Annotated in this window: 14 protein-coding genes and 1 tRNA gene; 10 read left to right on the forward strand and 5 right to left on the reverse strand. The window is 67.4% G+C overall.

Going from position 1 to position 24337, the window contains the following annotated elements; genetic code table 11:
* Positions 1–17: 17 nt before the first annotated feature.
* From NM962_19765 to NM962_19785, 5 genes are all read right to left on the reverse strand, one after another.
* On the reverse strand, positions 18–4367 hold the full coding sequence (locus tag NM962_19765) for an acyltransferase domain-containing protein (protein UVO14845.1): 4350 nt from the start codon (positions 4365–4367) through the stop codon (positions 18–20).
* 41 nt (positions 4368–4408) lie between these two features.
* Positions 4409–9844, reverse strand: coding sequence for a type I polyketide synthase (locus tag NM962_19770; protein ID UVO12109.1), 5436 nt, complete (start codon positions 9842–9844; stop codon positions 4409–4411).
* Positions 9844–14637 carry an SDR family NAD(P)-dependent oxidoreductase gene (locus tag NM962_19775; GenBank protein ID UVO12110.1) on the reverse strand — a complete coding sequence of 1598 codons (4794 nt, stop codon included), beginning with the start codon at positions 14635–14637 and terminating at the stop codon, positions 9844–9846. The genes NM962_19770 and NM962_19775 overlap by 1 nt, the downstream gene beginning before the upstream one ends.
* A gap of 148 nt (positions 14638–14785) precedes the next feature.
* A tRNA-Arg gene (locus NM962_19780) sits at positions 14786–14858 on the reverse strand.
* 100 nt (positions 14859–14958) lie between these two features.
* Positions 14959–15483, reverse strand: coding sequence for a CGNR zinc finger domain-containing protein (locus NM962_19785; protein ID UVO12111.1), 525 nt, complete (start codon positions 15481–15483; stop codon positions 14959–14961).
* Between the two features lie 80 nt (positions 15484–15563).
* Between NM962_19785 and NM962_19790 the strand changes: the two genes are divergently transcribed.
* From NM962_19790 to NM962_19835, 10 genes are all read left to right on the forward strand, one after another.
* Positions 15564–16439, forward strand: coding sequence for an alpha/beta hydrolase (locus NM962_19790; protein UVO12112.1), 876 nt, complete (start codon positions 15564–15566; stop codon positions 16437–16439).
* Between the two features lie 5 nt (positions 16440–16444).
* A complete protein-coding gene (locus NM962_19795; GenBank protein ID UVO14846.1) occupies positions 16445–17143 on the forward strand; it encodes a haloacid dehalogenase type II in 699 nt (232 codons plus the stop codon).
* A 31-nt stretch (positions 17144–17174) separates the two neighbouring features.
* Positions 17175–18221: a zinc-binding alcohol dehydrogenase family protein gene (locus tag NM962_19800; protein UVO12113.1), complete on the forward strand. Its 1047-nt coding sequence runs from the start codon at positions 17175–17177 to the stop codon at positions 18219–18221.
* A gap of 22 nt (positions 18222–18243) precedes the next feature.
* A complete protein-coding gene (locus tag NM962_19805) occupies positions 18244–18996 on the forward strand; it encodes an NAD(P)H-binding protein (protein UVO12114.1) in 753 nt (250 codons plus the stop codon).
* 9 nt (positions 18997–19005) lie between these two features.
* A complete protein-coding gene (locus NM962_19810) occupies positions 19006–19458 on the forward strand; it encodes a hypothetical protein (GenBank protein UVO12115.1) in 453 nt (150 codons plus the stop codon).
* Between the two features lie 110 nt (positions 19459–19568).
* Complete coding sequence (locus NM962_19815) at positions 19569–21245, forward strand: GMC family oxidoreductase (protein ID UVO12116.1); 1677 nt, start codon at positions 19569–19571, stop codon at positions 21243–21245.
* 26 nt (positions 21246–21271) lie between these two features.
* A complete protein-coding gene (locus tag NM962_19820) occupies positions 21272–21757 on the forward strand; it encodes a MarR family transcriptional regulator (protein ID UVO12117.1) in 486 nt (161 codons plus the stop codon).
* Positions 21757–23115 carry a DNA photolyase family protein gene (locus tag NM962_19825; protein ID UVO12118.1) on the forward strand — a complete coding sequence of 453 codons (1359 nt, stop codon included), beginning with the start codon at positions 21757–21759 and terminating at the stop codon, positions 23113–23115. The genes NM962_19820 and NM962_19825 overlap by 1 nt, the downstream gene beginning before the upstream one ends.
* 76 nt (positions 23116–23191) lie before the next feature.
* Positions 23192–23833, forward strand: coding sequence for a heme-binding protein (locus tag NM962_19830; GenBank protein ID UVO12119.1), 642 nt, complete (start codon positions 23192–23194; stop codon positions 23831–23833).
* 15 nt (positions 23834–23848) lie between these two features.
* The gene (locus NM962_19835; protein UVO12120.1) at positions 23849–24337 is read left to right on the forward strand and encodes a tryptophan-rich sensory protein; all 489 of its coding nucleotides are present in this window, start codon (positions 23849–23851) and stop codon (positions 24335–24337) included.

Raw genomic sequence — 24337 nt, forward strand, 5'->3', positions numbered from 1 at the left:
TCTCCTAAATCAAAGGCCTAAGACAGCTCGACCAAGGTCATTTCGTCTTCGCCTTCCGAGGCCATGTCCTCTTCGGCGAGGGCCGCGCGGACCAGGTCCATCACCGCCGCGGAGAATCCGTCGGCGATCGCGCGCACCACAGACTCCTCGATCCGCCGACTGTCATGCCACCAATCCAGGTACAGCACGCCGCCGGTGCGATAGGCCCGCAGCTCCAGCGCGTGGCCCAGCCCCGGGATCGCCTCGCGGACCGGCATCGCGGTATCGGGGTCGAACTGCACGGGAGCATCACCGAGCGACGGCGGCTCGGGAATCGCCCCGACGTAGGAGAAGTGCACGTCGGCAGGGGCAACCGAGCCGAACAGCCGCGCGGTCGGTGCGTACAGGTAACGGAGTAGGCCGTAGCCGATCCCGTAATGCGGTACACCGTCCAACGTTTCGTGGATCGAGTCCAGCAGCTGCCGAGCACTTGCCTGGCCGTCGGCGGAACAGTCCAGCGCGACCGGATAGAGCGTGGTGAACCAGCCCACCGTACGACGCAGGTCGACCTCGGGCTTGAGCACCGAACGGCCCGCTCCCCCCATGTCGACGGCGAGAGTGCCCTCACCGACCGCCGATGCCACCGCCCGGCTCAGCCCGGCCAGCAGGATCTCGTTGATCGGCAGCCGCAGCCGCCGACGCGCATCGTCGATCTCGCTGGTGTCGGCGGCGGGCAGCGTCGTGGTGAGCTTGGACAGGTCGGCCGCAGCCGGGGGCTCGGCGACATCTGCGGCCAGCCGCAGGGTCGCCGACTTCGTTGTCTTCAACCAGAATTCGCGGCGTTCCAGCACTGCCGGGTGGGTTGCAAGCCCGGCGCACCGCTGCGACCACTCGGTCCATCCGACCCCGACGGGCTGCAGCTCGATATCGTTGCCGCCGAGCTTCTGGCCGAACGCGGTGAAGATGTCCGTGACCAGGATGTCGCGGGAGGCCTCGTCGCCGACGGTTGCGTGCAGGCTCAGCGCGAGGTAACACAAGTCACCCGAGGCGCCGCGGATGTAGAGCGCGGTCAGCGGGGGGCTGGACAGATTCTGGTCGCGGATGTGCTCGCCCAGCAGCGTACGCACCGCGTCGCGTTCAGCTGTCATGCCTTCAGGCAGCGAGTGGGTGCTGATCTCCCCGAACTCGCCGGGCTCGACGATCCGCTGCTCCCAGGTACCGGCTCGCTCGGTGATGCGCAACCGTAGTGCGTCGTGGTGGTTGACCACCGCGGTCAACACGGTTTTGACGTCGTCGACCGAGACGTCGGGCCGCAGCCGCAGGATCAACGGGATACGCCAGCGACCGTGTTCGCGGACGCCGTTTTCCAGGAAGTAGGTGATGTTCGGGGGAACCGGCGGGTGCTCCACCTCGCCGAGCGACTGGCGGCCCAGCCCGCCGGCGGCGTAGCGGGCGGTCAGTGCTTTGGCCAGCGCCGCGACCGTCGGGTTGTCGTAGAGGTCCTGCGGGGTGAGGTCCAGTCCCTCGTGCGAGGCGGCCATGGCGACGCTGATCGCCACCAGCGAGTCGCCGCCGACATCGAAGAAGTTGGCGGTGCGCTCGACTGAGCCGACCCCTAGGCAGACCGCCCAGATCCGTTGCAGCGTCGCTTCCATCGATTCGCCGCCGCCGGCACCGTCGCCGCCGCTTTGCCCGCCCGCGGAACCGCCCGCGGCGCCGGGGCCGGACACCCAGGTGGCGCCGGTATTGTGCTCAAGCCAATGCCGTTGGCGCTCAAAGGGGTAGCCGGGAATAGTGACCCGCTTGGGCTGGTAGTCGCCGCGCAACGGCGACCAGTCCACCTCGACACCGGCAGCCCACAGTTGGCCAAGCGCCAGCAGGAAGGTGTCGCGGTCGTCGCGGTTCTGGGCGTGGTGGCGCATCAGCCGGACGGCCCGATGTCCATTTGCGAACTTGGGGTTGCGGGCCGCCGACGCGGTCAGCGTGGCGCCCGGGCCGACCTCGACCAGGACTCGGTGCGGGTCACCCAGCACGGTGTCGATCTCGTCGGCGAACCGTACGGTGGCCCGCACGCTGCGCGCCCACGTCGCCGGGTTGGTCGCCTCGCTGGGCGCCAGCCAGGTGCCGGTCAGGTTCGACAACAATGGGATCTGCGGTTCGTTCAGCGTCTGCCGAGACAGGAACGCGGTGAACTCCGAGATCATCGAGTCCATCAGGCGGGAGTGGAACGCATGCGAGGTCCGCACCCGGCGCGCGTTGATCCCGGCCTGCTTGAGCGCGTCGGAGAACGCGCGGATGTCGGCTTCGGTTCCGGCGACGACGCAGCCGTCCGGGTCGTTGACCGCGGCCAGGTCCACATCACCGGTCAGGTAAGCACCGACCGCGTCGGCACTGATCGGGACGGCCACCATGACACCGCGCGGTGCTGCGTGCATCAACCGGGCCCGCATCGCCACCACCTTGATCGCGGTGTCGAGGTCGAAGACACCGGCGACGGTGGCTGCGGCATATTCGCCGATGCTGTGGCCGACCAGAGCCGCCGGCCGCACACCGTAACTCTCGACCAGCTTCGCCAGCGCGTATTCCACGGTGAACAGGGCCGGCTGGGTGCGGTCGGTGCGCTCGAGGTCACGCGAGGTGCCCTCGAAGATCAACGTGCGCAGGTCGTAGCCCAGCTCCGCCTCGAAGCCCGCGACGCAGCGATCGAAGTACTCCGCGAACACCGGCTCGTTGTCGTAGAGCCCGCGGGCCATCCCGATGTGCTGGGCGCCCTGTCCCGGGAACAGGAACACCACCCGGTCGGCGGCGTCGTATCCCACCTCTTTGAGGTCCACGCCCTCGCCGATGAAGACGTTCTCGCTCTCCTCGGCGCCCAGTACCGACGCTGCGTCGGTGCGATCGGCGACCACCGCAGCCAGCCGCAGGTTGTCCGGGTGCCGGTTGGCCAGCGTGTAGGCCACATCGGGCAGGTTGGGCGCGTCGTCGCCGCCGGACAGCTCAGCGGCCAGATCGATGCGTCCCTGCGCCAGTGCCTCGGCGGTACGCGCCGACAGCAACAGCACCTCGGGGCCGGGCTTGGGTGCGGCGCCGGCGGTCTCCTCTTGCGGCCACTCCTCGACGATGACGTGGGCGTTGGTGCCGCCGACGCCGAACGAGCTGACCCCGGCGCGCCGGATGCCGTCGGCTTCCCACGGCCCGTACTCGCCGCGGATCCGGAAGGGCCCGTCCTCGAGGTGCAGTTCGGGGTTCGGGCTGGTGTAGTGCAGGGTGCCGGGAATCGCCCGGTGCTTGAGGCACAGGATGGTCTTGATCAGGCTGGCGATACCGGCTGCCGACTCCAGGTGCCCGATGTTGGACTTGACCGAGCCCACATAACAGGGGCCGGACCGCTGTTCCTCGGAGACCGCGAAGGCCTGTCGCAGGCCCTCGATTTCGATCGGGTCACCTAGCGGCGTGGCGGTGCCGTGCGACTCGATGTAGCTGATGGTTGACGCGTCGACCTCGGCGACCGCGTGCGCCTCGGCGATCACGTCTGCCTGGCCGGCAGCGGTGGGCGCGGCGTAGGTCATCTTGGTGCCGCCGTCGTTGTTCAGCGCCGAACCCCGGATCACCGCGTGGATCTGGTCGCCGTCATCGACGGCCGCATCCAGCGACTTGAGCACCACCACACCGACACCGCTGGAGAAGATGGTGCCGTCGGCCCGCACGTCGAACGGCCGACAGTGCCCGCTCGCGGAGACCATCGAGCCCGGCTCGTGCCAGTACCCGACGTGGTGCGGGACCCGCAGCGACGCCCCACCGGCCAGCGCCATGTCGCATTCCCCGTTGAGGATGCTCTGGCAGGCCAGGTGCAGTGCGACCAACGCCGACGAGCAGGCCGTCTGTACCGACAGCGCCGGGCCGTGCAGGTTGAGCTGGTGGGCCACCCGGGTGGCCAGATAGTCCTTGTCGTTCTGCAACGACAGGTTGACCATCTCGAAGCTGACGCCCTGCCCGATGATCAGGTTCGGGTCGTAGTGCGACATCAGGTTGTGCAGCAGGTAGCCACTGGTGGTGCTGGTCCCGTAGACGCCGACCGATCCCTCGATCTCGCCGGGCCGGTAGCCGGCGTCCTCCAAAGCGTGCCAGGCGGTCTGCAGGAACAGCCGGTGCTGCGGGTCCATGGTGCGGGCAGCCAGCGGGGTGAAGCCGAAGAAGCCCGCATCGAACTCGTCGATACCCTCCAGCAACGCAGCCCGCCGCACATAGTTGTGGTTCGCCAGCGCCTTGTCGCTGACGCCGCTGGCGCGCAGCTCGTCCTCGGACAGCGTGACGATGGATTCAGTGCCGTTGCGCAGGTTGTTCCAGAATCCGGTCAGCGTGCGGGCACCCGGAAAGCGCCCCGCCATGCCGACGACCGCGATCGCGTTGGGCGGCACTTCGTTGTTGGTCACGAACGATCTCCTACTTTTCGCCGTGCCGCGGCCCGCTGACGTGCCGCGGCACGCTGCTGGGCCCGGCCTCGAACACCCCCGACGTCGGCAGCGCCGTCGGCCCCCTCCGGCTCGGCGAGGCCGAGTTGGCGGGCCAGGTCGGCGGCCAGGTCGGTCAGGGAAGCACCCTGCAACAGCAGTGCCACCGGGGGCTCCGCGCCGAAGTCGCCACGAACAGTGTTGCGGATGCGCACCGCCATCAGCGAATCCATGCCGAGCTCGGTCAACGGCCGAGCAGGATCGATGACACTGCCCTTGGGGTAGCCCATGATGGCCATGATCCGCGAACCCAACCGTGCAACAACGGCTGTGGTGGCCTCGGCAGCGCTGAGCTGCTTCAATCCCTCTGGACCGGGCCAGTCGTCGTCCTCGTCGTCGAGGTCGAGTTCTTCGGCCAGTGTCGCGAAGTACCCGAGTTGCTGCAGTTCCGGGAAGGCCGCGGCCACCCGGTCCAGGCGCAACCGCGCAACGCCGATCCGGGAGAGGTCGCCGCCGAGAATCGCGTCCAGGGCCTCCATGCCTTCATCGGGGTTGATCGGGTCCAGCGCACTGAACTTGAGCTCTTGGGCGACACCGACCCCGGACCACTGGCCCCAGTTGATGGTGATCGCCGGCAGCCCGGCTGCCCGCCGCCACGCCACCAGACCGTCCAGCCAGGCGCTGGCCGCGGCGTAGGACGCCTGACCGGGTGCCCCCAGCAGCGAGGAGGTCGAGGAGAACCCGACCCACCAATCCAGCTCTTTGCCGACGGTCGCGACATGCAGGCGCAGCGCCGCCGCCGCCTTGGGCGCCCACACCCGGCCGAGCGTCTCTTTGTCGATACCGACCACGATCTGGTCATCGATGACCGCGGCACCGTGGATGACACCGCGCAGCGTCAGCCCAGTCTGTTCGGCGGCGGCGACCAGGCTCTCGGCCACACCCGGTGTGGCGAGATCGCCCGAGACGACCGCGATCTGGGCCCGCGCCTCGAGTTCGGCCAAGACGGCACGCTGATCCTCGGAGGGCTGCGAGCGGCTGTTGAGCACGATCCGCGCGGCACCGTGCTCGATCAGCCACCGGGCGACGACCAGCCCGATACCGCCCAGGCCACCGGTCAAGACGTAGGCGCCGTCGCGCCGGACGGTCGGGACTCCGTTCGGTGTCAAGGTCGCGCGCTTGAGCCGTTCGGCGTAGCGATTCTCCCCGCGCCAAGCGACCACGTCGTCGGTGCTCGCCAGCCCCAGCTCGGTGATCAGGGCTGCCGCCGGGTCGGCCGAAGCGTCCAGGTCGACCACTCCGGTGTGCAGGTCCGGGTGCTCGTAGGCCAGCACCCGCACCAGCCCCTTGAGGGCGCTGATCGACGGGTCGCCGTGCTCGCCGTCCTTGACGGTCAGACCATTGCGACCGACCAGCCACAACCGCGGCGCGGTGCCGTGCCAGCCGCCGACAATGGTGCGCACCGTGGCGGCAACCGACCAGGCCAGGTCGCGACCCCGTGCCGGCGCGTCACCGGTCTCGGTCCCGTCAAAGGCACTGCGGGCGGCCAACACAATCACCCCGACCGGAGGCCGGTCCGGGTCGTCGGCGGTCTGTGCGAACGCCTCCCGCACCGCGGGTTCACTGGTCAGATCCGCGGTGATCACCCGGCGGCTGTCCGAGCCGAAACGAGCGGCGAAATCGGCTGCCAGCGCTTCGGTTTCGGAGCCGTCGGTCAGCACCAGCCAGCTGCCGTCGGCGGCCGCCGACGGTTGGGCGGGAGCCGAGGCGTCGACCCATTCGGTGTCGAAGATCTTCTGGGTCAACGGCAGCGGCACGGTGCGGCGCTGCACCCGCTGCAGATAGATCCCGGACAGCTCGGCGGTGACCGTCCCGGTCTCGTCGGTCAGGGTGACCCGGCCCAGGATCCCGCCGTCGTCGTGGCTGACCAGCTCGGCGTGCCCGCGGGCCCGGCGGCCGACGTCGCCGAAGATCCGGATGTTCTCGACCGCCACCGGAAGATAGGTCGCCTCTTCCATCCCGGCCGAGCCCATCAACGACTCGTCGGGCAGCGCCGCAGCCAGGCACTGCAGGGCGGCGTCGAGCATCACCGGGTGGATGCGATAACCGCGGTGCGCGGTCGCCTCATCCGGCAGCACGATCTCGGCTTCCGAGGCGCCGCCGGGTTTGCGCACGATCCGGGTCAGTGCGGCGAACGCCGGCCCGTGCTGCAGACCGGTGCGGCGCAGCGCCGTGTACAGGTCCGCCGGTGAGAGCGCGGTACCGCCTCCAGTGGGGGCCGGGCGTTGCGGTTCCGCGGCCTGGGCCGCCGCGGCCCGGGCCACGGCGTGCCGAGACCAGCTGCCGCCGGCCGGGCGGGAATGGATCTCGATGCGCAGTTCGTCGGATCCGTCGGCGTCGTGCAGCAGCCGGGTGGTGACCTCGGTCCGCTCGTCGACGCGCAGCATCTGCTCGACCTCGACCCGGTCCACAGCAACAGCCGAGGGCGGCAGCCCCAAAGCCTCACCGGCGGCGGCCAGCGCCATCTCGGCGAATCCGGTGGCGGGCATCACAACCTGACCGTGCACCTTGTGGTGCGCCATCCACGCGACGAGGTCGGTGCCCACGTCGGCCTGCCAGACGTGGCCATGCCCCGACGGCAGCTCGACATGAATGCCCAACAGCGGATGCGCATCGACCGAGGCGCGGCTGGCGGCGGTCGGTGCCGCCCAGTACCGGACGTGCTGCCACGGCCGTGGCGGCAGATCGGCGCGGCCGATCCCGCCGTCGGGTTGCGACGAGTCGGACGCCGGCGGCGCGACGGTCGCCAGATTGGTGTGGAAGCTCAGCGCTTCCGGCTGGTCGCGCAGCAACGTACCGGTCACAACGCTGTCGCCGGCGGGCCGCGCCGTTTCCAGGTTGCCGTTGATCGCGTGGCTGAGCAGCGGATGCGGGCTGACCTCGATGAAGGTCGCGTGTCCAGCGGCGGCCGCGGTCACGGCTTGGGCGAACCGCACCGGGTTGCGCAGGTTGTGCACCCAGTAGTCGGCGTCGAACGCCGATGTGTCGCTGCCGGTTTGACCGACGGTGCTGATCAGCGGGATCTTCGGCGGTGACGGCTTCAGGTCGGCCAGCGCGGTCCGCAGGTCGCCCAGGATCGGGTCGACGGTGGGGTGATGCGACGCCACGTCCACCTCGACACGCCGGGCCAGCTTGCCCTGGGCGTCGACGATCGCGACCACCGCATCGACCTGGTCGGGCGGGCCAGCAATCACGGTCTGCTGCGGCGCTGCGTAGACCGCCACAGTGATGTCGGGGTGCTCGGCGACCAGCTTCTCAGCGGCGTCGGCATCTAGCTCCAGCAGTGCCATCGCACCCTGGCCACTCAATCGGGCCATCAGCTTCGACCGGGTGGCGATCACCTTCAGGCCGTCCGCGGGGCTCAGTGCGCCGGCCACCACGGCCGCGGCCACCTCCCCCATCGAATGCCCGATCACCGCGTCCGGCTCAACGCCGTGGGATCGCCACAGCGCCGTCAATGCCAGCTGCATGCCCACCAACACCGGCTGGATTCGGTCGATGCCGACCACCGGCTCGCCGGATTCGAGGACCTGACGCAGCGAAAATCCGACCTGCGCAACGAAATCGGGCTCCAGCTCGTCGACCGCGGCGGCGAACGCCGGCTCATCGACCAGCAGTTGACGGCCCATGCCGGCCCACTGGGATCCCTGACCCGAGTACAGGAAGACGGTTCCTTTGCCACGCACTGCGGTGTGTATACCCACCACGCCGGGGGCCGGGTAACCGCCGGCGACCGCCCGCAGCCCGGCCAACGCCTGCTCGGTGTCGCGGGCGCAGACGGTGGCGAACTTGGCATAGCGGCTGCGGCGGTGATTGAGGGTGTGGGCAATGTCGGTCAGCGGTACAGCGGCGCCCGGCCCGGCGAGCCAGTCGGCCAGGGTGGCAGCCCAATCCGCCACTCGCTGCTCGGTTTTACCCGAAATCACCAGGGTGGCCACCGGGTCGGCCGAAGCCGGCGCGGGGACCGGGTCGGGGCCCTGTTCGAGCACCACGTGCGCGTTGGTTCCGCCCAGCCCGAACGATGACACCGCGGCACGCCGCGGTCCCTCGGCCGCCGGCCACGGCGTCATCTCGGTGGGGACGAACAGCCGCGTCGGGGACGGGTCGATCGCCGCGTTCCACTTGGAGAAGTGCAGATTCGGCGGGATCTGTCCGCGTTGCACAGACAACGCAGCCTTGATGAAGCCGGCGATCCCGGCGGCCGCCTCAAGGTGGCCGATGTTGGTCTTGACCGCACCCAGCGCACACTTGTCAGCGCCGCGCCCGTACACGTCGGCGAGCGCCTCGAACTCGATCGGGTCGCCCAAAGCTGTTCCGGTGCCGTGAGTTTCGATCAGGTTCACCGAGTTCGCGGCGACGTCGGCGCTGCGCAAGGCCCGGCTGATCGCGTCGATCTGGGCAATGGTGTTCGGCGCGGTAAGCCCGTTGGACTTGCCGTCCTGATTGATCGCCGAACCGCGCACCACCGCCAGCACTCGGTCGCCGTCGCGGATGGCGTCGGTGAGGCGCTTGAGTACGACGATCCCGGCGCCCTCGCCGCGCACGAATCCGTCTGCGCCGGCGTCGAAGGTGTGGCATCGGCCGCGCGGTGACAGCATGCCCCACTTGGCCATGGCGATCTGGGTTTCCGGCCGCAGGATGAGGCTGACGCCGCCGGCCAGAGCCAGGTCGCTTTCGCGCATGCGCAGGCTCTGGCAGGCCATGTGGATGGTGACCAGCGATGACGAGCAGGCCGAGTCCATCGCGACCGCGGGACCGCGCAGACCCAGCAGGTAGGCGATCCGGCCGACAGCGACGGCGTGGGCGTTACCGGTGGCCGAGTAGCCGTCGATCGCGTCGGGGTTGGCCGCCGAAATCCCTTGGTATTCGGTGTAATACACACCCATCATTACCGCGGACCGAATGCCTGTCAGGGTTTCCGGCGACAGTCCGGCGTGTTCGAGAGCCTCCCAGGCGACCTCGAGCATCAGCCGCTGTTGCGGGTCCATGGCCTCGGCTTCGCGCGGCGAGATCCCGAAGAAGTCGGCGTCGAATCCTGCGACATCGGAGATGAAACCGCCCCACTTCGATGACATCCGGCCTGGGGCGAGCGGGTCCGGGTCGTAGTACTCGTCGGCGTCCCAACGATCCGAGGGGATCTCGGTGATGGCGTCGCGCCCTGTCTCCAACAGTTCCCAGTAGGCGTCCGGGCCGGAGGCGCCACCCGGGAAGCGGCAGCCGATTCCGACGACCGCGATCGGTTCGGCGGCGGCGATCCGCGACGCCTTGTCGAACTGCTCGGTCAGCGCCCCCCGTTTGTCGGCGCCCATGGCCGACATCCTGTTGAAGATCGACGTCGTGGAGGTTCCCGTCATCAATAAATACCGCTCTCGCTACCGGTCGAAGCCGACTCGACCTGATCGAACAACTCATCCAGCACGCCGCCGGATGAGCCGAACCCCAAATCATCGTCGTCTTGCCCCGCGGTGCTGTCCGGCTCGGCGTAACGCGACGCCAGCAGTCCCACCAGGTGCGTCGTCAACGCTGAGATGCTGGGGTGATTCCACAGCATTGATGCCGACAAATCCACCCCCACCAACTGTTGTGTCTCTTTCAGAACTGTCATCGCGATCATGGAATCGAGGCCCATCTCTGGGAAGGGCTGATCCACGTCGACCGCTGACGCCGATGTCCGAAGTTCGCGGGCCAGGATAGCTTGCAGCCGGACCACCAGCTCCTCGCGCCGCTGATCGGCGGGGATGGTCGCCCAGTCCGGCACGCCGCCCGCCGACGCTGCAGCACCGGCTTGCTCACCGGTCGCAGCAGCACCGACCGTCACTCCGGCCTCAGAGGCCTCACCGACGAGGTCTTCGAAGAAGGTCAGATCCCGGAACTCCGGCGAGGTGGCGACCGCACGGTCGATGCGCAGTCGTCCCACCCCGATCCGAGCGCCGATCAGGCCGGAGTCCGCACCAAGCACGGCGTCCAGCGCCTCGATGCCTTCGTCCGGGCTGATCGGGTCGAGGACGCTCAGCGTCATCGACCGGCCCAGACCCACGTCCGACCACTGACCCCAGTTGATGGCGGTAGCGGGCAGGCCCGACGCATGCCGCCACGCCATCAGTGCGTCCAGCCAGGCGTTGGAGGTGGCATATCCGAGCTGGCCGGGCAGGCCCAGCAGCGCGGCCATCGAGGAGAAACCCACCCACCAGTCGAGCTGGGCGGCTGCGGTGGCGGCATGCAGCCGCGCGGCGCCGACGGCCTTGGCCGACCAGACGCTCTCCAGGCTCTCGCGAGTCACGGCCGTCACCAGGCCGTCGCCCAGCACACCGGCGGCGTGCACGACACCGCGCAGCGGCTTTCCGGTCTCCTGCGCGGCGGCCACCAGACGGTCGGCCACCCCCGGCGAGCTGATATCGCCGGCGACAAAGACCACTTCGGCGGCGGCAGCCAACTCGTCGAGGACGGCGCGCTGCTGCTCGGCGGGCTCGCTGCGGCCGTTGAGCACGATGCGCCCCGCGCCGCGGGCCACCAGCCACCGGGCCACCACGATGCCCAGTCCGCCTAGACCTCCAGTGAGCAGGTAGGAGCCGTCGGCGCGGACCTCGGCTTGCGGAGCCGGGACCGTGCCTGCGGCACCGTCGAGGGTCGCCCGGGTGAGGCGTTCGGTGTAGCGCTGTCTACCGCGCCAGGCGATCACGTCGTCGCGCAGCGGCGCGCCCAGTTCGGCCAGCAGGGCATCGGCCAGGGCCACGGTGTCCGCCGAGGCGTCCAGGTCGACCAGGGTGGCGCCCAGGTCGGGCTCGTCGGCGAGCACCCGGGCGAGTTCGCCGGGGAACCGCCAGGTGCGGACCACGCCCTTGAGCGCACCGACAGCCGGGTCGCCGGGCTCATGCGGCTCGTCGCTGCCGAAGGCCAGCCCACCCCGACTGACCAGCCACAGCCGCGGCTTGGTCGTCCCGGATACGCCGGACCAACCGTCGACTGCGGCCCGGGCCGTCGACGAAGCGGTCCAGATGAGCTCGCGGGCGCGAGCCAGTGCACCATCGGGGTCCGTTCCGTCGAATTCATGCCGGTCCAGGAAGACGACGATGCCGGCCGGCGGGTGCGCGGGGTCGGCGGCGGCACGGGCCACCGCCTCGGCCAGGGCCGGTTCGTCGGCGAACGGGCCGGTCACGACCTTGCGATTCGGCCCGGCCAGGCGTGCCCCGAACTGCGCGGCAAGATCACCGCCAGACGGCTCGGAAAGCACCAGCCAGCTGCCGGGGGCCGCTCCGGCGGCATCCGGCGTAGGCGACAGCGCCCACTCGGTGGCGAAGAGCTTCTGGTCCAGCGGCACCCGCAGGGCGCGGGGGTCGAGCGGACGCAGCTCGACGCCGGTGAGTTCGGCGACGGCGGCGCCCGAGTCGTCGGTCAGGACGACCCGGCCAACGGCCACCTTGTCTTCGTGACTGCTGACCTCGGTGTGGCAACGCACCTGGAGCCCGACCGGGGCGAACACCCGCACCGCGGCCACCGCCGCCGGCACGTAACCGCCGTGCTCGGCGTCATCGGCTTCGATACCCGCCGCAAGCTGCCGCAGCGCGGCATCGAGCAAGGCCGGGTGTAGGCGGTACGCGGGATGGGTGGCCACATTCTCGGGCAGGGTGAGCACACTGTGCTCGGCCCCCTCGTCATACTCCGAGGCCGACTGCTCCGTCGGCGCCGCTGCGATGTCGGCGACCGCATAACGGGTCCAGGCTTCGCCGGTCGGGCGGGCATGGATCTCGACCCGGGTCTGGCCGTCGGCCCCGCTGAGCTGGGTGGTGACCTGCATCCCACTGTCGAACACCAGCGGCTCTTCGATCTGCAAGCCGGTCACCGCGATCGACTCGGCGGGTCTGCCGAGGGCCTGGCTGCCTGCCGCCACCGCCATCTCGATCAGTGCCGCCGCGGACGCGACGGCCTGGCCGTGCACCGGCTGATCGGCCAGCCACGGCATGGCGTCCGCACGAAGGTCGTTCTGCCACATATGGTCGCCGCCGGTGAGCATCTCGACGTGGACGCCGAGCAGCGGATGCACGTCCGGTGCCTGGCCGGCCCGTCCGGGCACGTGGAGCCAATGCCGGCTGTGTTGCCAGGGGGTGCTGGGCAGTTCGGCGAATCCGCCGGCCTTAGCGGTCCCGGTGCCGCTGTGCTGCCCGCCGAGTTCGGTGAGCTGAACATGGAAGCTCAGGGTCTCGTCGTCACCCCTGCGCAGGGTCGAGGCCACAGTCACCGGTTCGGCGGCGGCAGCTTCGACCGTCTCGATGATCGAGTGGGTCAACAGCGGGTGGGGGCTGACCTCGATGAACGTGTCGTGGTCCGCCGCCGCCACGGTCACGGCCTGGCTCACCAACGCGGGCTTGCGGACATTGGCCACCCAGTAATCCGCGTCCAATCGTGGCGTGGGCCCGGTGGGATCCACCGCCGTCGAAATGAACGGGATTTGTGGCATTTGTGGGGTGATGTCGGCTAGTTCGGCGCGCAGCTCGTCAAGGATCGGATCCATGAACGCAGTATGGGAAGCCACTTCCATATTCACCCGCCGCGCAAACCGCTCCTGGGCAGCCACCGCAGCAATCACCGCATCCACATCCGCCGGCGTACCAGCCACCACCGTCTGCCGCGGCGACAAATACCCCGCCACCTCAACACCGGGATAACCCGCCAACAACTCACCGGCAGCAACGGCATCCAACTCCAACAACGCCACCGCACCCTGACCAGCCTGCCGCGACATCAAGGCCGACCGCACCCCGATCACCTTCAAACCCTGCTCGGGCGTCAGCGCCCCGGCCACCACCGCCGCAGACACCTCCCCCATCGAATGCCCAATCACCGCATCCGGAACAACCCCATAGGAACGCCACAACGCAGCCAACGCCAACTGCAACCCCATGATCACCGGCTGCACCTGCGCATCACCGGAAATCTCCACACCGTCAGCAATCACCTCACGCAGCGAAAAACCCACCTGCGCAACAAAAACCGGCTCCAACTCAGCAACAGCCGCAGCAAACACCGGCTCATCGGCCAACAACCGACGACCCATCCCCACCCAATGTGAACCCTGACCCGAAAACACAAACACCGGCCGAGATGTCGCCGGCCGCGGCCGGGGCTCGGTAACGCCGGGGGCGGACTCGCCGGCAGCGAGTGCGGTCAGTCCGGCCACCGCGGCGGCGTGGTCGCGAGCGGATACGCCCGCGGTGTACTTGAAGCGGCTTCGGTTCTCCCGCAGGGTCTCTGCGACATCGGCGAGGGCCACACCAGCGCCGTCGTTCTGCAGCCATTGTGCGAGCACCCCGGCGGTGGCCGCGATACGCGCCGGCGACTTCCCCGAAACCACCAACGTACTCACCGGCACCGCAGCAGCCGCCGCCACCACCTCAACATCGGGAGCCTGCTCCACAATCACATGCGCATTAGTGCCCGACACCCCAAACGAAGACACCCCCGCCCGACGCGGACGCGACACCACCGGCCACTCCATCGCCTGCGCCGCAACCACAAACTTCGACGCCCCCACACCCGCATTCGGCGTCAACTCCGAAAAATTCAAATGCCGCGGAATAAAACCCCGCTGCACCGACAACACCGTCTTGATAAACCCCGCCACACCCGAAGCCGACTCAAGGTGCCCCAGATTAGTCTTCACCGACCCCAACACCAACGGCGCCGACGACCCACGCTCACCAAACACCGCCGACAAGGCATCCAACTCAATCGGATCACCCAACGCCGTCCCAGTCCCATGCGCCTCGACATAATCAATATCCGCCGGGGACAACCGCGCCGACGCCAACGCCGCCCGCACCACCCGCTGCTGCGCCGGACCCGACGGCACCGTCTGACCCGACGACGGCCCATCCTGATTCACCGCCGAACCCCGCACCACCGCCAAAACCCGGTCACCATCACGCTGCGCATCCGAAAGCCGCTTGAGCACCACCACCCCAGCACCCTCAGACCGCACATAACCATCAGCAGCCGCATCAAACGTCTTGCACTGCCCATCCGGCGCCAACATCCCCCACCGCGACGTCGCAATGCTGTTCTGCGGAGTCAACATCAAATTCACCCCAGCAGCCAACGCCTGATCCGACTCCCGACGCCGCAAACTCGCACACGCCAAATGAATCGTCACCAACGACGACGAACACGCCGTATCCAACCCTCATCAAGGGAGTGTCAAGGATCAACCGAAGCAACTGTCAAGCCTCAGCCGAAACACCGTCAAGCATCACCCGACACCGAAATGTCAAGCATCAACCGAGGTCATACACACACATGAGTGCCCCCGGCAGGATTCGAACCTGCGACACCGGCTTTAGGAGAGCCGTGCTCTATCCCCTGAGCTACGGGGGCGGCGAACCTAGCGATGTAGGTACTGGAACCCATAGGGACAGCTCATGGTAGTCGGCGAGCTGGCGTTGCACGTATGGGGCTCGCGACTTTCCTTCGGAGTTCACTCGCCGGTCGTGGTCCTGCTCCGCTGGTAGTGCCGGCGTGCTTTCATGCGGTTGCCGCAGATGGCCATCGAGCACCACCGGGCAGTGTTGGGCTTGCTGCGATCGATCAGGAACAGCTGGCATTCGGAGTTGGCGCAGGGGCGCAGCCGGCTGGGACTGGAGATCCGTAACGCGTCCCAGGCGAGTATCACGCGCGCGACGGCTTGGGAGGTCTTGCTCGCGGACAGGGTCCAGGCGATGCCATCGTCAGACAGGACGGGGGTCAGCTCAACGCCGTTGAGGAATGGCTGCAAGGTCTGCGGGGCCAGCTCGCCACGCACCACCGCCTGCAGCGCGGCCCGGACGTCACGAAGTTCCTCAAGCTGCGCCCCGGCGAGGGCGATGCCGTGCGCATTCAGCCACGCCTGCGTGCTGGCCGGATCTTCGAGCTCGTCGTGTGGCACGCCATCGATGACCGGAGTGGTGTTGAGCAGGTCTAGCAGCAGGGCCTCGTCGGCGGGCCCGGTCGCAATAATTTCCATATAACCTCCAAAATGCTATTGACAGGTTACACCACGAGTGTTTGACTCCTAACTATCAACAGTTATTTAAGGGGTTAGCTATGGTTACTTCTGTCCGGTACCAGTACGCCACCGTCGCCTGGCGACGCTTGTTCTATCGGGAGGCCGGAAGCCCTGATGCGCCGGCGATCGTGCTGCTGCACGGCTTTCCGACCAGCTCGTACATGTTCCGGGACCTCATCACTCGCCTGGCGGATGACTATCACGTGATCGCTCCCGATCACCTCGGCTTCGGCTACTCGGACATGCCGCTGGTGACCGAGTTCGACTACACCTTCGACAATCTCGCCACACTCACCCAGGGGCTACTGGATCACCTCGGGCTCCAGCGTTACGCGATCTACGTCCAGGACTACGGGGCGCCGATCGGTTGGCGGCTGGTGCTGAACCGGCCCGAATCCATCAGCGCGATCATCACGCAGAGCGGCAACGGCTACGACGAGGGCTTCGTCGAAACCTTCTGGAAAACCGTCTGGGACTACCAGCGTGAGCAGACTGCGGTGACGGAGGCGGCCATCCGCACGGCGCTCGATGTCGAGTCGATCAAATGGCAGTACCTGACCGGCGTGCCGGACGAGTCGCTGGTCAGCCCGGATACCTGGACCCTGGACGCTGCGCTGCTGGCTCGCCCCGGCAATGACGAGATTCAGCTCAAGCTGTTCCGGGACTACGCCACCAATCCGCCGATGTACCCCGCTCTGCACGAGTACCTGCGCACCAGCGGAGTTCCGGTGCTGGCCGTCTGGGGACAAGGGGACCCGATCTTTGGGCCGGCGGGCGCCCAGGCCTTCGGCAGGGACGCGCGCAATGCTGAGATTCACCTGCTCGACGGCGGCCACTTCTTGCTGGAGACCGCCGCCGGTGAAGTCGCCGAACTGGTCAAAGACTTCTTGCGCCGGGTCGGCGGCTGCCGGTGACCGGCATGGTCGGCGAAACGCGCCCCGCGGTGCTGGTCTTCGACGTCAACGAAACGCTCCTCGACATTGAGGCGTTAGAGCCCCTTTTCGCGAGGCTTTTCGAGCGCCCCGGCGTGCTGCGAGAGTGGTTCGGCCAACTGATCACCTATTCGATGACCGTGACCCTGTCGAGGTGTTACGCAGACTTCTTTGCCCTGGGGCGGGCCACGCTGCGGATGCTCGCCGAAATACACCGGGTTCCGCTGAGTGATGACGATGTGGCCACCGTGGCTCGCGCGCTGGCCACCATGCCGGCGCACCCCGACGTCGCGCAAGGCCTTTCGCGTCTACGCGACGACGGATACCGGTTGGCGGCGCTGACCAACTCGCCGAACTCGCCTGGTCGGCCAACGCCGTTGGCACATACGGGACTGGCCGGCTATTTCGAGCGGCAGTTCAGCGTCGACGAGCTTGAGGTCTTCAAACCGGCAACGGCGCTGTATCGGCACACCGCAGACGGGCTGGGGGTACCGCCCTATGCCTGCATGATGGTCGCCGCGCACGCCTGGGACACCATCGGTGCGCAGGCTGCCGGGTTCGGTGCTGCCCTCATCACCCGACCCGGCAACGCGCCGTTGCGAATCGAGGGAGTACACCAGCCCGACTTCATCGCGCCCGACTTGCTCGATCTTGCGCGACAAATGGCGGAAGCGTTCGAAAAGTAATTCGTATCAGCACTAGTCAAAGGAGCAGACCATGGGTGCAAAAAGCACGCCGGACCTTCCTGTTGCGCCCGCAGTGGTGCGCGAAGTTCCAGGCGGCCCAACCATGCGGGCGATCATTCTCGACGGGTTCGGCGACCTGGACGTCTTGACCTACACCGACATTCCCAAGCCGCTGCCGAAGCGTGGCGAGGTGGTGATCAGGGTCAAGGGATTCGGCATTAATCACGCCGAAATGCACATGCGTCGAGGCGAGTGGGCGCAGGCCGCCGAGGTCAGTGGTATCGAATGCGTCGGCGTCGTCGACGCCTGCCCGGGCGGAGAATTCCCCGTCGGCGCCAAAGTCGCGGCCCTGATGGGTGGACTGGGCCGCACCATCAACGGCAGCTACGCCCAATTCACCCGGGTGCGGGCCGAGAACGTTGCGCTGATAGAGACGGACCTGTCGTGGGATCAGCTGGCCGCGTTGCCGGAAACCTACGCCACCGCATGGACCTGTCTGTTTCGCAACCTCGACCTGACCGCCGGGCAGACCATCGTGATCCGCGGGGCGACATCGTCTTTCGGTCAGGCGGCCGTGAAGCTGGCCGTGGAGGCCGGTGCACGGGTGATCGCCACCACCCGCGCCCGGGCACGGTTCGGTCTGCTGACCTCGCTCGGCGCCGAACGGGTCGAGCTCGAGATCCCCGATCTGAGTGCACACATCGCCGAGGCCCAGCACATCGACGCCGTTCTCGACCTCGTGGGCAACAGCACGATCCTGGATTCCCTGAACATGCTGCGCCGGGGCGGCACTGCGTGCTTGGCGGGCTGGCTCGGAGGACTGGACCCGATCGCTGACTTCAACCCGCTGTTGCAGATGCCCAGCGGCGTCAATCTCAGCTTCTTCGGCAGCTTCGTGTTCGGTACACCCGGCTTTGCGCTGTCGGATGTTCCGCTGCAGGACATCGCCGACAAGGTTCGTGCGGGATGCCTCGAAGCCGCGCCCTCCCATGTCTTCTCCTTTGATCAGATCGGTGATGCGCATCGCGTCATGGAAGCAGGAGACGCGGGCGGCAAGATGGTGGTGTTGGTCGACTGATCCAGACCAGGAGGGAACACCAATGAAGATCGCGGTTGCCGGCGGTACCGGCAAGACCGGCCGTAAAGTGGTCGAGCATCTCCACGTCCAGGGGCACCAGCCGGTGATCCTTGCCCGCGCGCACGGGGTTGACCTGATCCAGAACACCGGAATCGACGCCGCGCTCGACGGTGCCGAGGCCATCATCGACGTCTCCGACTTCGCGACCATGAACGCCAAGAAGGCACGGGCCTGCTTCGGCACAGCGACCACGAATCTGCTGGCCGCCGCGCAGCGCAGTGGAGTTCGCCATCATGTCGCGCTGTCGATCATCGGCATCGACCGGGCGACCAGCGGCTACTACCAAGGCAAGCTGCGGCAAGAGGAATTGGTGCAGACCGGCGCCGTCCCGTGGACGATCCTGCGGGCCGCCCAGTTTCACGAATTCGCCGACCAAGTCCTGGCGCAGGTTCCCGGCCCCATCGCACTGGTCCCGAAAATGCAGTCGCAACCCATCGCGGTCACCGAAGTCGCCGCTCATCTGTGCGGCCTGGCCACCGCCGAACCCCAGCAGATGGCACCCGAACTCGCCGGCCCCCGCGTGGAATCGGTCGTCGACATGGTTCGGCAGCTGATCCGGCGGCGCGGGCAGCACCGGCCGGTCATCGGACTGCGGATTCCTGGGGCGGCCGGAAAGGGCATGGCCAATGGCGCGTTGCTGCCCACCGGTCCCGGCCCGAGGGGACGGCAAACCTATGCCGAGTGGCTGGCTGAGCTGACACCGGACGGCATGTGAGTGCCCACGATGTCACAAACTCGTTCGCTGCGCCGTCTACCGGGCATGAACCTCATCGTGCATCGGCTGTGCCTGCTCCTGTTGACCATCGTGGGCTTTGGCCTGGGACTGTGGGCGTATTTCGCTCCGCTGCACTGGTACAGCACGTTTCCCGGTATGGGCATGTCCTGGTTGCCGGTGCTCGGCCCGTACAACGAGCATTTCGTGAAGGATGTCGGCGCCATGTTCCTGGCGCTCGGGGCGCTCAGCGCCATGGCGGTGTACCACCTGGGCAACCGTGCCGTCGTCGTGATCACCGCGACGGCCTGGTCGATTTTTAATGCGCTGCACCTGATTTACCACGTCGGGATGCTGCACATGTATGGCGCGCGTGACGCGGTCCTCAACGCGGTCAGCCTCAGCTCGCTTCTGGTGGTCTCGCTGCTGCTGTTCCTGCCCGGCCGCCGCCACAACGGGGGATAGCGCCACAGCCCGGGGCGGCGGGAAGGCAAAGCGGTGCGCGAGCCGTCGACGACGTGCTTCACTACGCCATACGATCGCGCCCGCGCGGGCGAACGCACCAGGAGCCCGAAGTGACATATGACTACGACGTTGTGGTGATCGGCTCGGGATTCGGCGGCAGCGTGGCCGCGCTGCGCCTGACCGAGAAGGGCTATCGCGTCGGCGTGTTGGACATGGGCCGGCGCTGGACCCCCACCGACTTCCCGCCCAACAACTGGCACGTCCGCAAGGCGATGTGGGCACCGAAACTGGGCTGCTTCGGTCCGCAACGACTGACCGTGCTGGGTAAGACATTCATCGCCAGCGCCGTCGGGGTCGGCGGCGGGTCGTTGATCTACGGCAACACCCTCTACGAGCCGCTGGAACGGTTCTTTCATGACCCGCAGTGGGCCCACATCACCGACTGGAAGTCCGAGCTGGCCCCGTACTACGAACAGGCCCGCCGGATGCTCGGGGTGACGTCCACCCCGCACACCACGCCGGCAGATGAGGTGTTGCTGGCGGTGGCCCGCGATCTGGGGGTCGAGGACACCTATCACCCCACCAATGTCGGAGTCTTCTTCGGTGATGAGCCCGGCCAGACCGTCCCGGATCCATTCTTCGGCGGGGCAGGCCCCGACCGCGCCGGCTGTATCGGCTGCGCGCAGTGCTTCACCGGTTGCCCGCACAACGCGAAGAACACCACCGAGACCAACTACCTGTATCTGGCCGAGCACGCCGGCGCCCAGATCCATCCGATGACGATGGTCACCGATGTGCGCCCCGACGGCGACGGCTATGTGGTCAGCACGGTGCGCACCGGCCGGTGGGTGCGCAAACATAGGCGGGACTTCACCGCGAGCCAGGTGGTGTTCGCCGCGGCCTCGCTGGGCACCCAGCGGTTGCTGCACCGGCTGCGCGACACCGGATCACTGCCGAATCTCTCGCCGCGGCTGGGTGAGCTGACCCGCACCAATTCCGAAGAGGTGCCGGTGGTGTTCGCTCCAGATCGTGACGACTTCGCCCAAGGCGTCGCGATCACCTCATCGATCCATCCGGAGGCCAACACCCACGTCGAGGTGTGCCGCTATGGCAAGGGATCCAACCTGTTGTCCATGATGGGCACTCATCTGATCGACGGCGGGCCGTGGCGCTTCGCCCGGCTGATGCTGACCATCGCGCGCCACCCGGCGATGATGCTGCACAGCATGTTCCCCCGCAACGCCTCGTCGCATTCGATCATCGTGCTGGTGATGCAGTCGCTGGACAATTCGCTGACCACCTATCGCAAGCGTGGCCTGTTCGGCACCCGAATGACGGCGAAACAGGGTGTGGGAGAGCCCAATCCAGACTGGATCCCGACCGCCCACGATGTGGCGCGCCGGATAGCCGAAAAGGTCGGCGGGATGGCCGGTGGCACCTACCTCGATGCGCTCAATATCCCGTTGACGGCGCATTTCATCGGCGGCTGCCCGATCGGTGAATCCGCGGATACCGGGGTCATCGACCCCTATCAGCGTGCCTACGGGCATCCCGGTGTGCACGTGGTCGACGGGTCGGCGATCACCGCCAACCTGGGCGTGAACCCGTCGTTCACCATCACCGCGCAGGCCGAGCGGGCGATGTCGTTGTGGCCCAACAACGGTGAGGCCGACTCCCGCCCGCCGCTTGGCCAGCCGTATCGGCGCATCGCGCCGGTGGCACCGCACCACCCGACGGTTCCGACGGGTGCCCCCGGTGCGCTGCGGTTGCCGCTGTCGCCGGCCTGACCGCAGCGATATCGTTATCAACCGTCATGAAACCGGATAAGGATGCTGTTGGCCGAGCCGCGCTGGAGTCGTTGATATCTGCCGATATGCGCGAGCTGGCCGCCGAATCCGAACAGATCGGCCAGCGGTTCGCCGGCGCCAACAACGTGCGCCAGACCGATTTCCGCGCCTTGCTGCACATCATGGTCGCTGAGACTGCAGGAACCCCGATCAGTCCCAGTGAGCTGCGTCAACGTATGGGATTGTCGGGTGCGGCCATCACCTATCTCGTCGATCGTCTCATCGAGTCCGGCCACGTGCGGCGCGAAGCGCACGCCTCGGATCGACGCAAGGTTGCGTTGCGGTACTCCGAACTCGGCTTGGACACCGCCAGAGCGTTTTTCACCCCGCTGCAGAGTCACACCCAGCGTGCCCTGGCGCAGTTCTCCGACGCCGACCTGCAGACTACGCATTGGGTCTTGGCTGCCGTGATCTCCGCCATGCGACAGTTCGATTCCGAGCTGGAGAAGTAGTGCCGGTCCTGCTGTGGTACCGCCGCGACCTGCGGGTCGACGACTTGCCGGCCTTGACGGCCGCGCTCGCTGAAGGCCCCGAGGTGTTGGCCTGCTTCGTGCTGGACCCGCAGCTGGAGACCTCGGCTGGGCAGCGTCGACTGCAGTTCTTGGGCCAGTCTCTGCGGCGGCTGCGCGATGACCTCGACGGCCGGTTGCTGATCACGCGCGGACGTCCAGAGGAGCGGATCCCGGCGATCGCCGCCGCTATCAGCGCGTCGGCCGTGCATGTGTCAGAGGATTTCGCCCCTTACGGGTGCCGGCGTGACGAGCGGGTTCGCGCCGCGCTCGGTGACATACCGCTGGTGGCCACCGGCTCTCCGTACCTGGTCTCTCCCGGACGAGTTGTCAAAGACGATGGGACTCCCTACCGGGTCTTCACCCCGTTTTTTCGCCGGTGGCGGGAGCACGGCTGGCGGCGTCCGGCGAACTCCCGGCCGGACTCGGCGCACTGGATCGATCCTCTCGATGTACCCGACGAGTCCGGTCAACCGGTGGACATCCCTGACTTCGGTGGTCGACCCGAGTTGCCCGCAGGGGAAGCTGCGGCGCTCGAGCACTGGCGGGGGTTCGTCAGCGGCGGGCTGGAGCGCTACGAGCAGGACCGCGACCGAGCCGATCTCGAAGGTGGGAGCCGGATGTCGGTCTACCTGAAATTCGGCAACATTCATCCGCGCACTATGGCTGCCGACCTTGATCTCCAGCAGCCGGGTGCCGCGTCGTATCTGCGGCAACTGGCCTTTCGGGATTTCTATGCCGCCGTACTGCACTTCTGGCCCCGCAGTGCCTGGCGCAATTGGAACCAGGATTTCGACTCCATCCAGATGGACACCGATGCCGACGCGTGGAGCCGCTTTGAGCGTTGGAAGGCCGGGGAGACCGGTTTTCCGATCGTGGACGCCGGCATGCGTGAACTGCGCCAAACGGGCTTCATGCACAACCGGGTGCGCATGATCGCCGCATCGTTCTTGGTCAAGGACCTGCATCTGCCGTGGCAGTGGGGGGCTCGCTGGTTCTTGGAGCAGCTGATCGACGGCGATGTGGCCAACAACCAGCACGGTTGGCAGTGGTGCGCGGGGTGCGGGACCGACGCGGCCCCTTACTTCCGGGTTTTCAACCCGACGTTGCAGGGCAGCAAATTCGACCCCGAAGGCTGTTACGTGCGTCGCTGGGTTCCAGAACTGGCCGACCTCCCCGACGCACATCTCCGCCGGGCTGCGCCGCCGCCGGGATACCCCCGGCCCATGGTGGACCACGGGCGCGAACGTGCCGAGGCGCTACGTCGCTACCGGTACCTGAGTAATTCAATAAATGAATGATTCATTTATTGAATGTACTTCCCCGATCGGTCTACTGTCGTTGGTCAGGCGATAGCACGGGCGGTGGAGGGCGAGCATGAGCGGAATCCTCTCGGCGGCAGGGGCCGCCGTTGCGGCCGTCGGGTCAGTGGTCGGTGTGCGTAACGGAACCGAAGAGCCTCCTTTCACGGTGCAGCGGCGAACGCGCGATGTGGAGATTCGCCGCTATGCCGAACGCGTGGCGGCGGAAACCGTGGTTGACGGTGATGAGGAGAGCGCGCGCAGCGCGGGCTTTCGGCGCCTGGCCGGCTACATCTTCGGCGGCAATAACTCGCGTACCAAGTACGCCATGACCGCTCCCGTCGCTCAGGACCCCGCCGCTCCGGCGGGTGAGCAGATCTCCATGACCGCGCCGGTCGCCCAGCAATCCGGCACTGAAGGCCAATGGTTGATTCGTTTCTTCATGCCGACCGGTATCGGCCTGGAATCGCTGCCGGAGCCTGACAACGCCAAAGTGCAATTGGTGCGGGTGCCGGCTGAAACCGTCGCGGTGCACACCTTCTCCGGAGATCGTGGCCGTCGTGCTGTTGAAATGCACACCGCGACGCTGCTCAATGCCCTCAAAGAACTGCAGTGCGAGCCAGTCCGGGTACCGCAGGCGTGGTTCTACGATCCGCCATGGACCCTGCCGATGTTTCGCCGCAACGAGATTGCGGTAACTGTCACCCAGAACGATTGACCTACAAGGAGTCACGTGCGCATCTCAACCCTGCTCGGCACCGGGTCCGCCGTCACCGCGGCAGCCGTCACGGGAGGTCTCGCCACCACCCCCGCGGTCCAATCTGACTGGTACGAAGGGCTGGTCAAGCCCGCATACCAGCCACCGCGACAAGCCTTTCCGATAGTGTGGCCTGCGCTCTACGCCGACATCGCCGCGGTGTCGGCGGCCACTATCGATGAACTCAGCGACCGCGGGGAGGTCGCGCAGCGCCGCAACTACATAGCGGCGCTGGTGCTCAACCTCGTCCTCAACGCGGGCTGGTCGTGGCTGTTCTTCAACCGCCGCCGTCTCGGCCCGGCCACTGCGGTCAGCGTGGCGCTGGCGACCAGCAGTGCTGACCTGGCGCGCCGGGCCGTCGCCGTTCGGGGTGCGCGGGCGGTGCCCCTGGTGCTGTATCCGCTGTGGGTCACCTTTGCCACCGTGTTGTGCGGACACGTCGCGATACTCAACCCCCGCCGGTGA

This window comes from Mycobacterium sp. SVM_VP21, assembly GCA_024758765.1.
Lineage (GTDB): Bacteria > Actinomycetota > Actinomycetes > Mycobacteriales > Mycobacteriaceae > Mycobacterium > Mycobacterium heraklionense_C.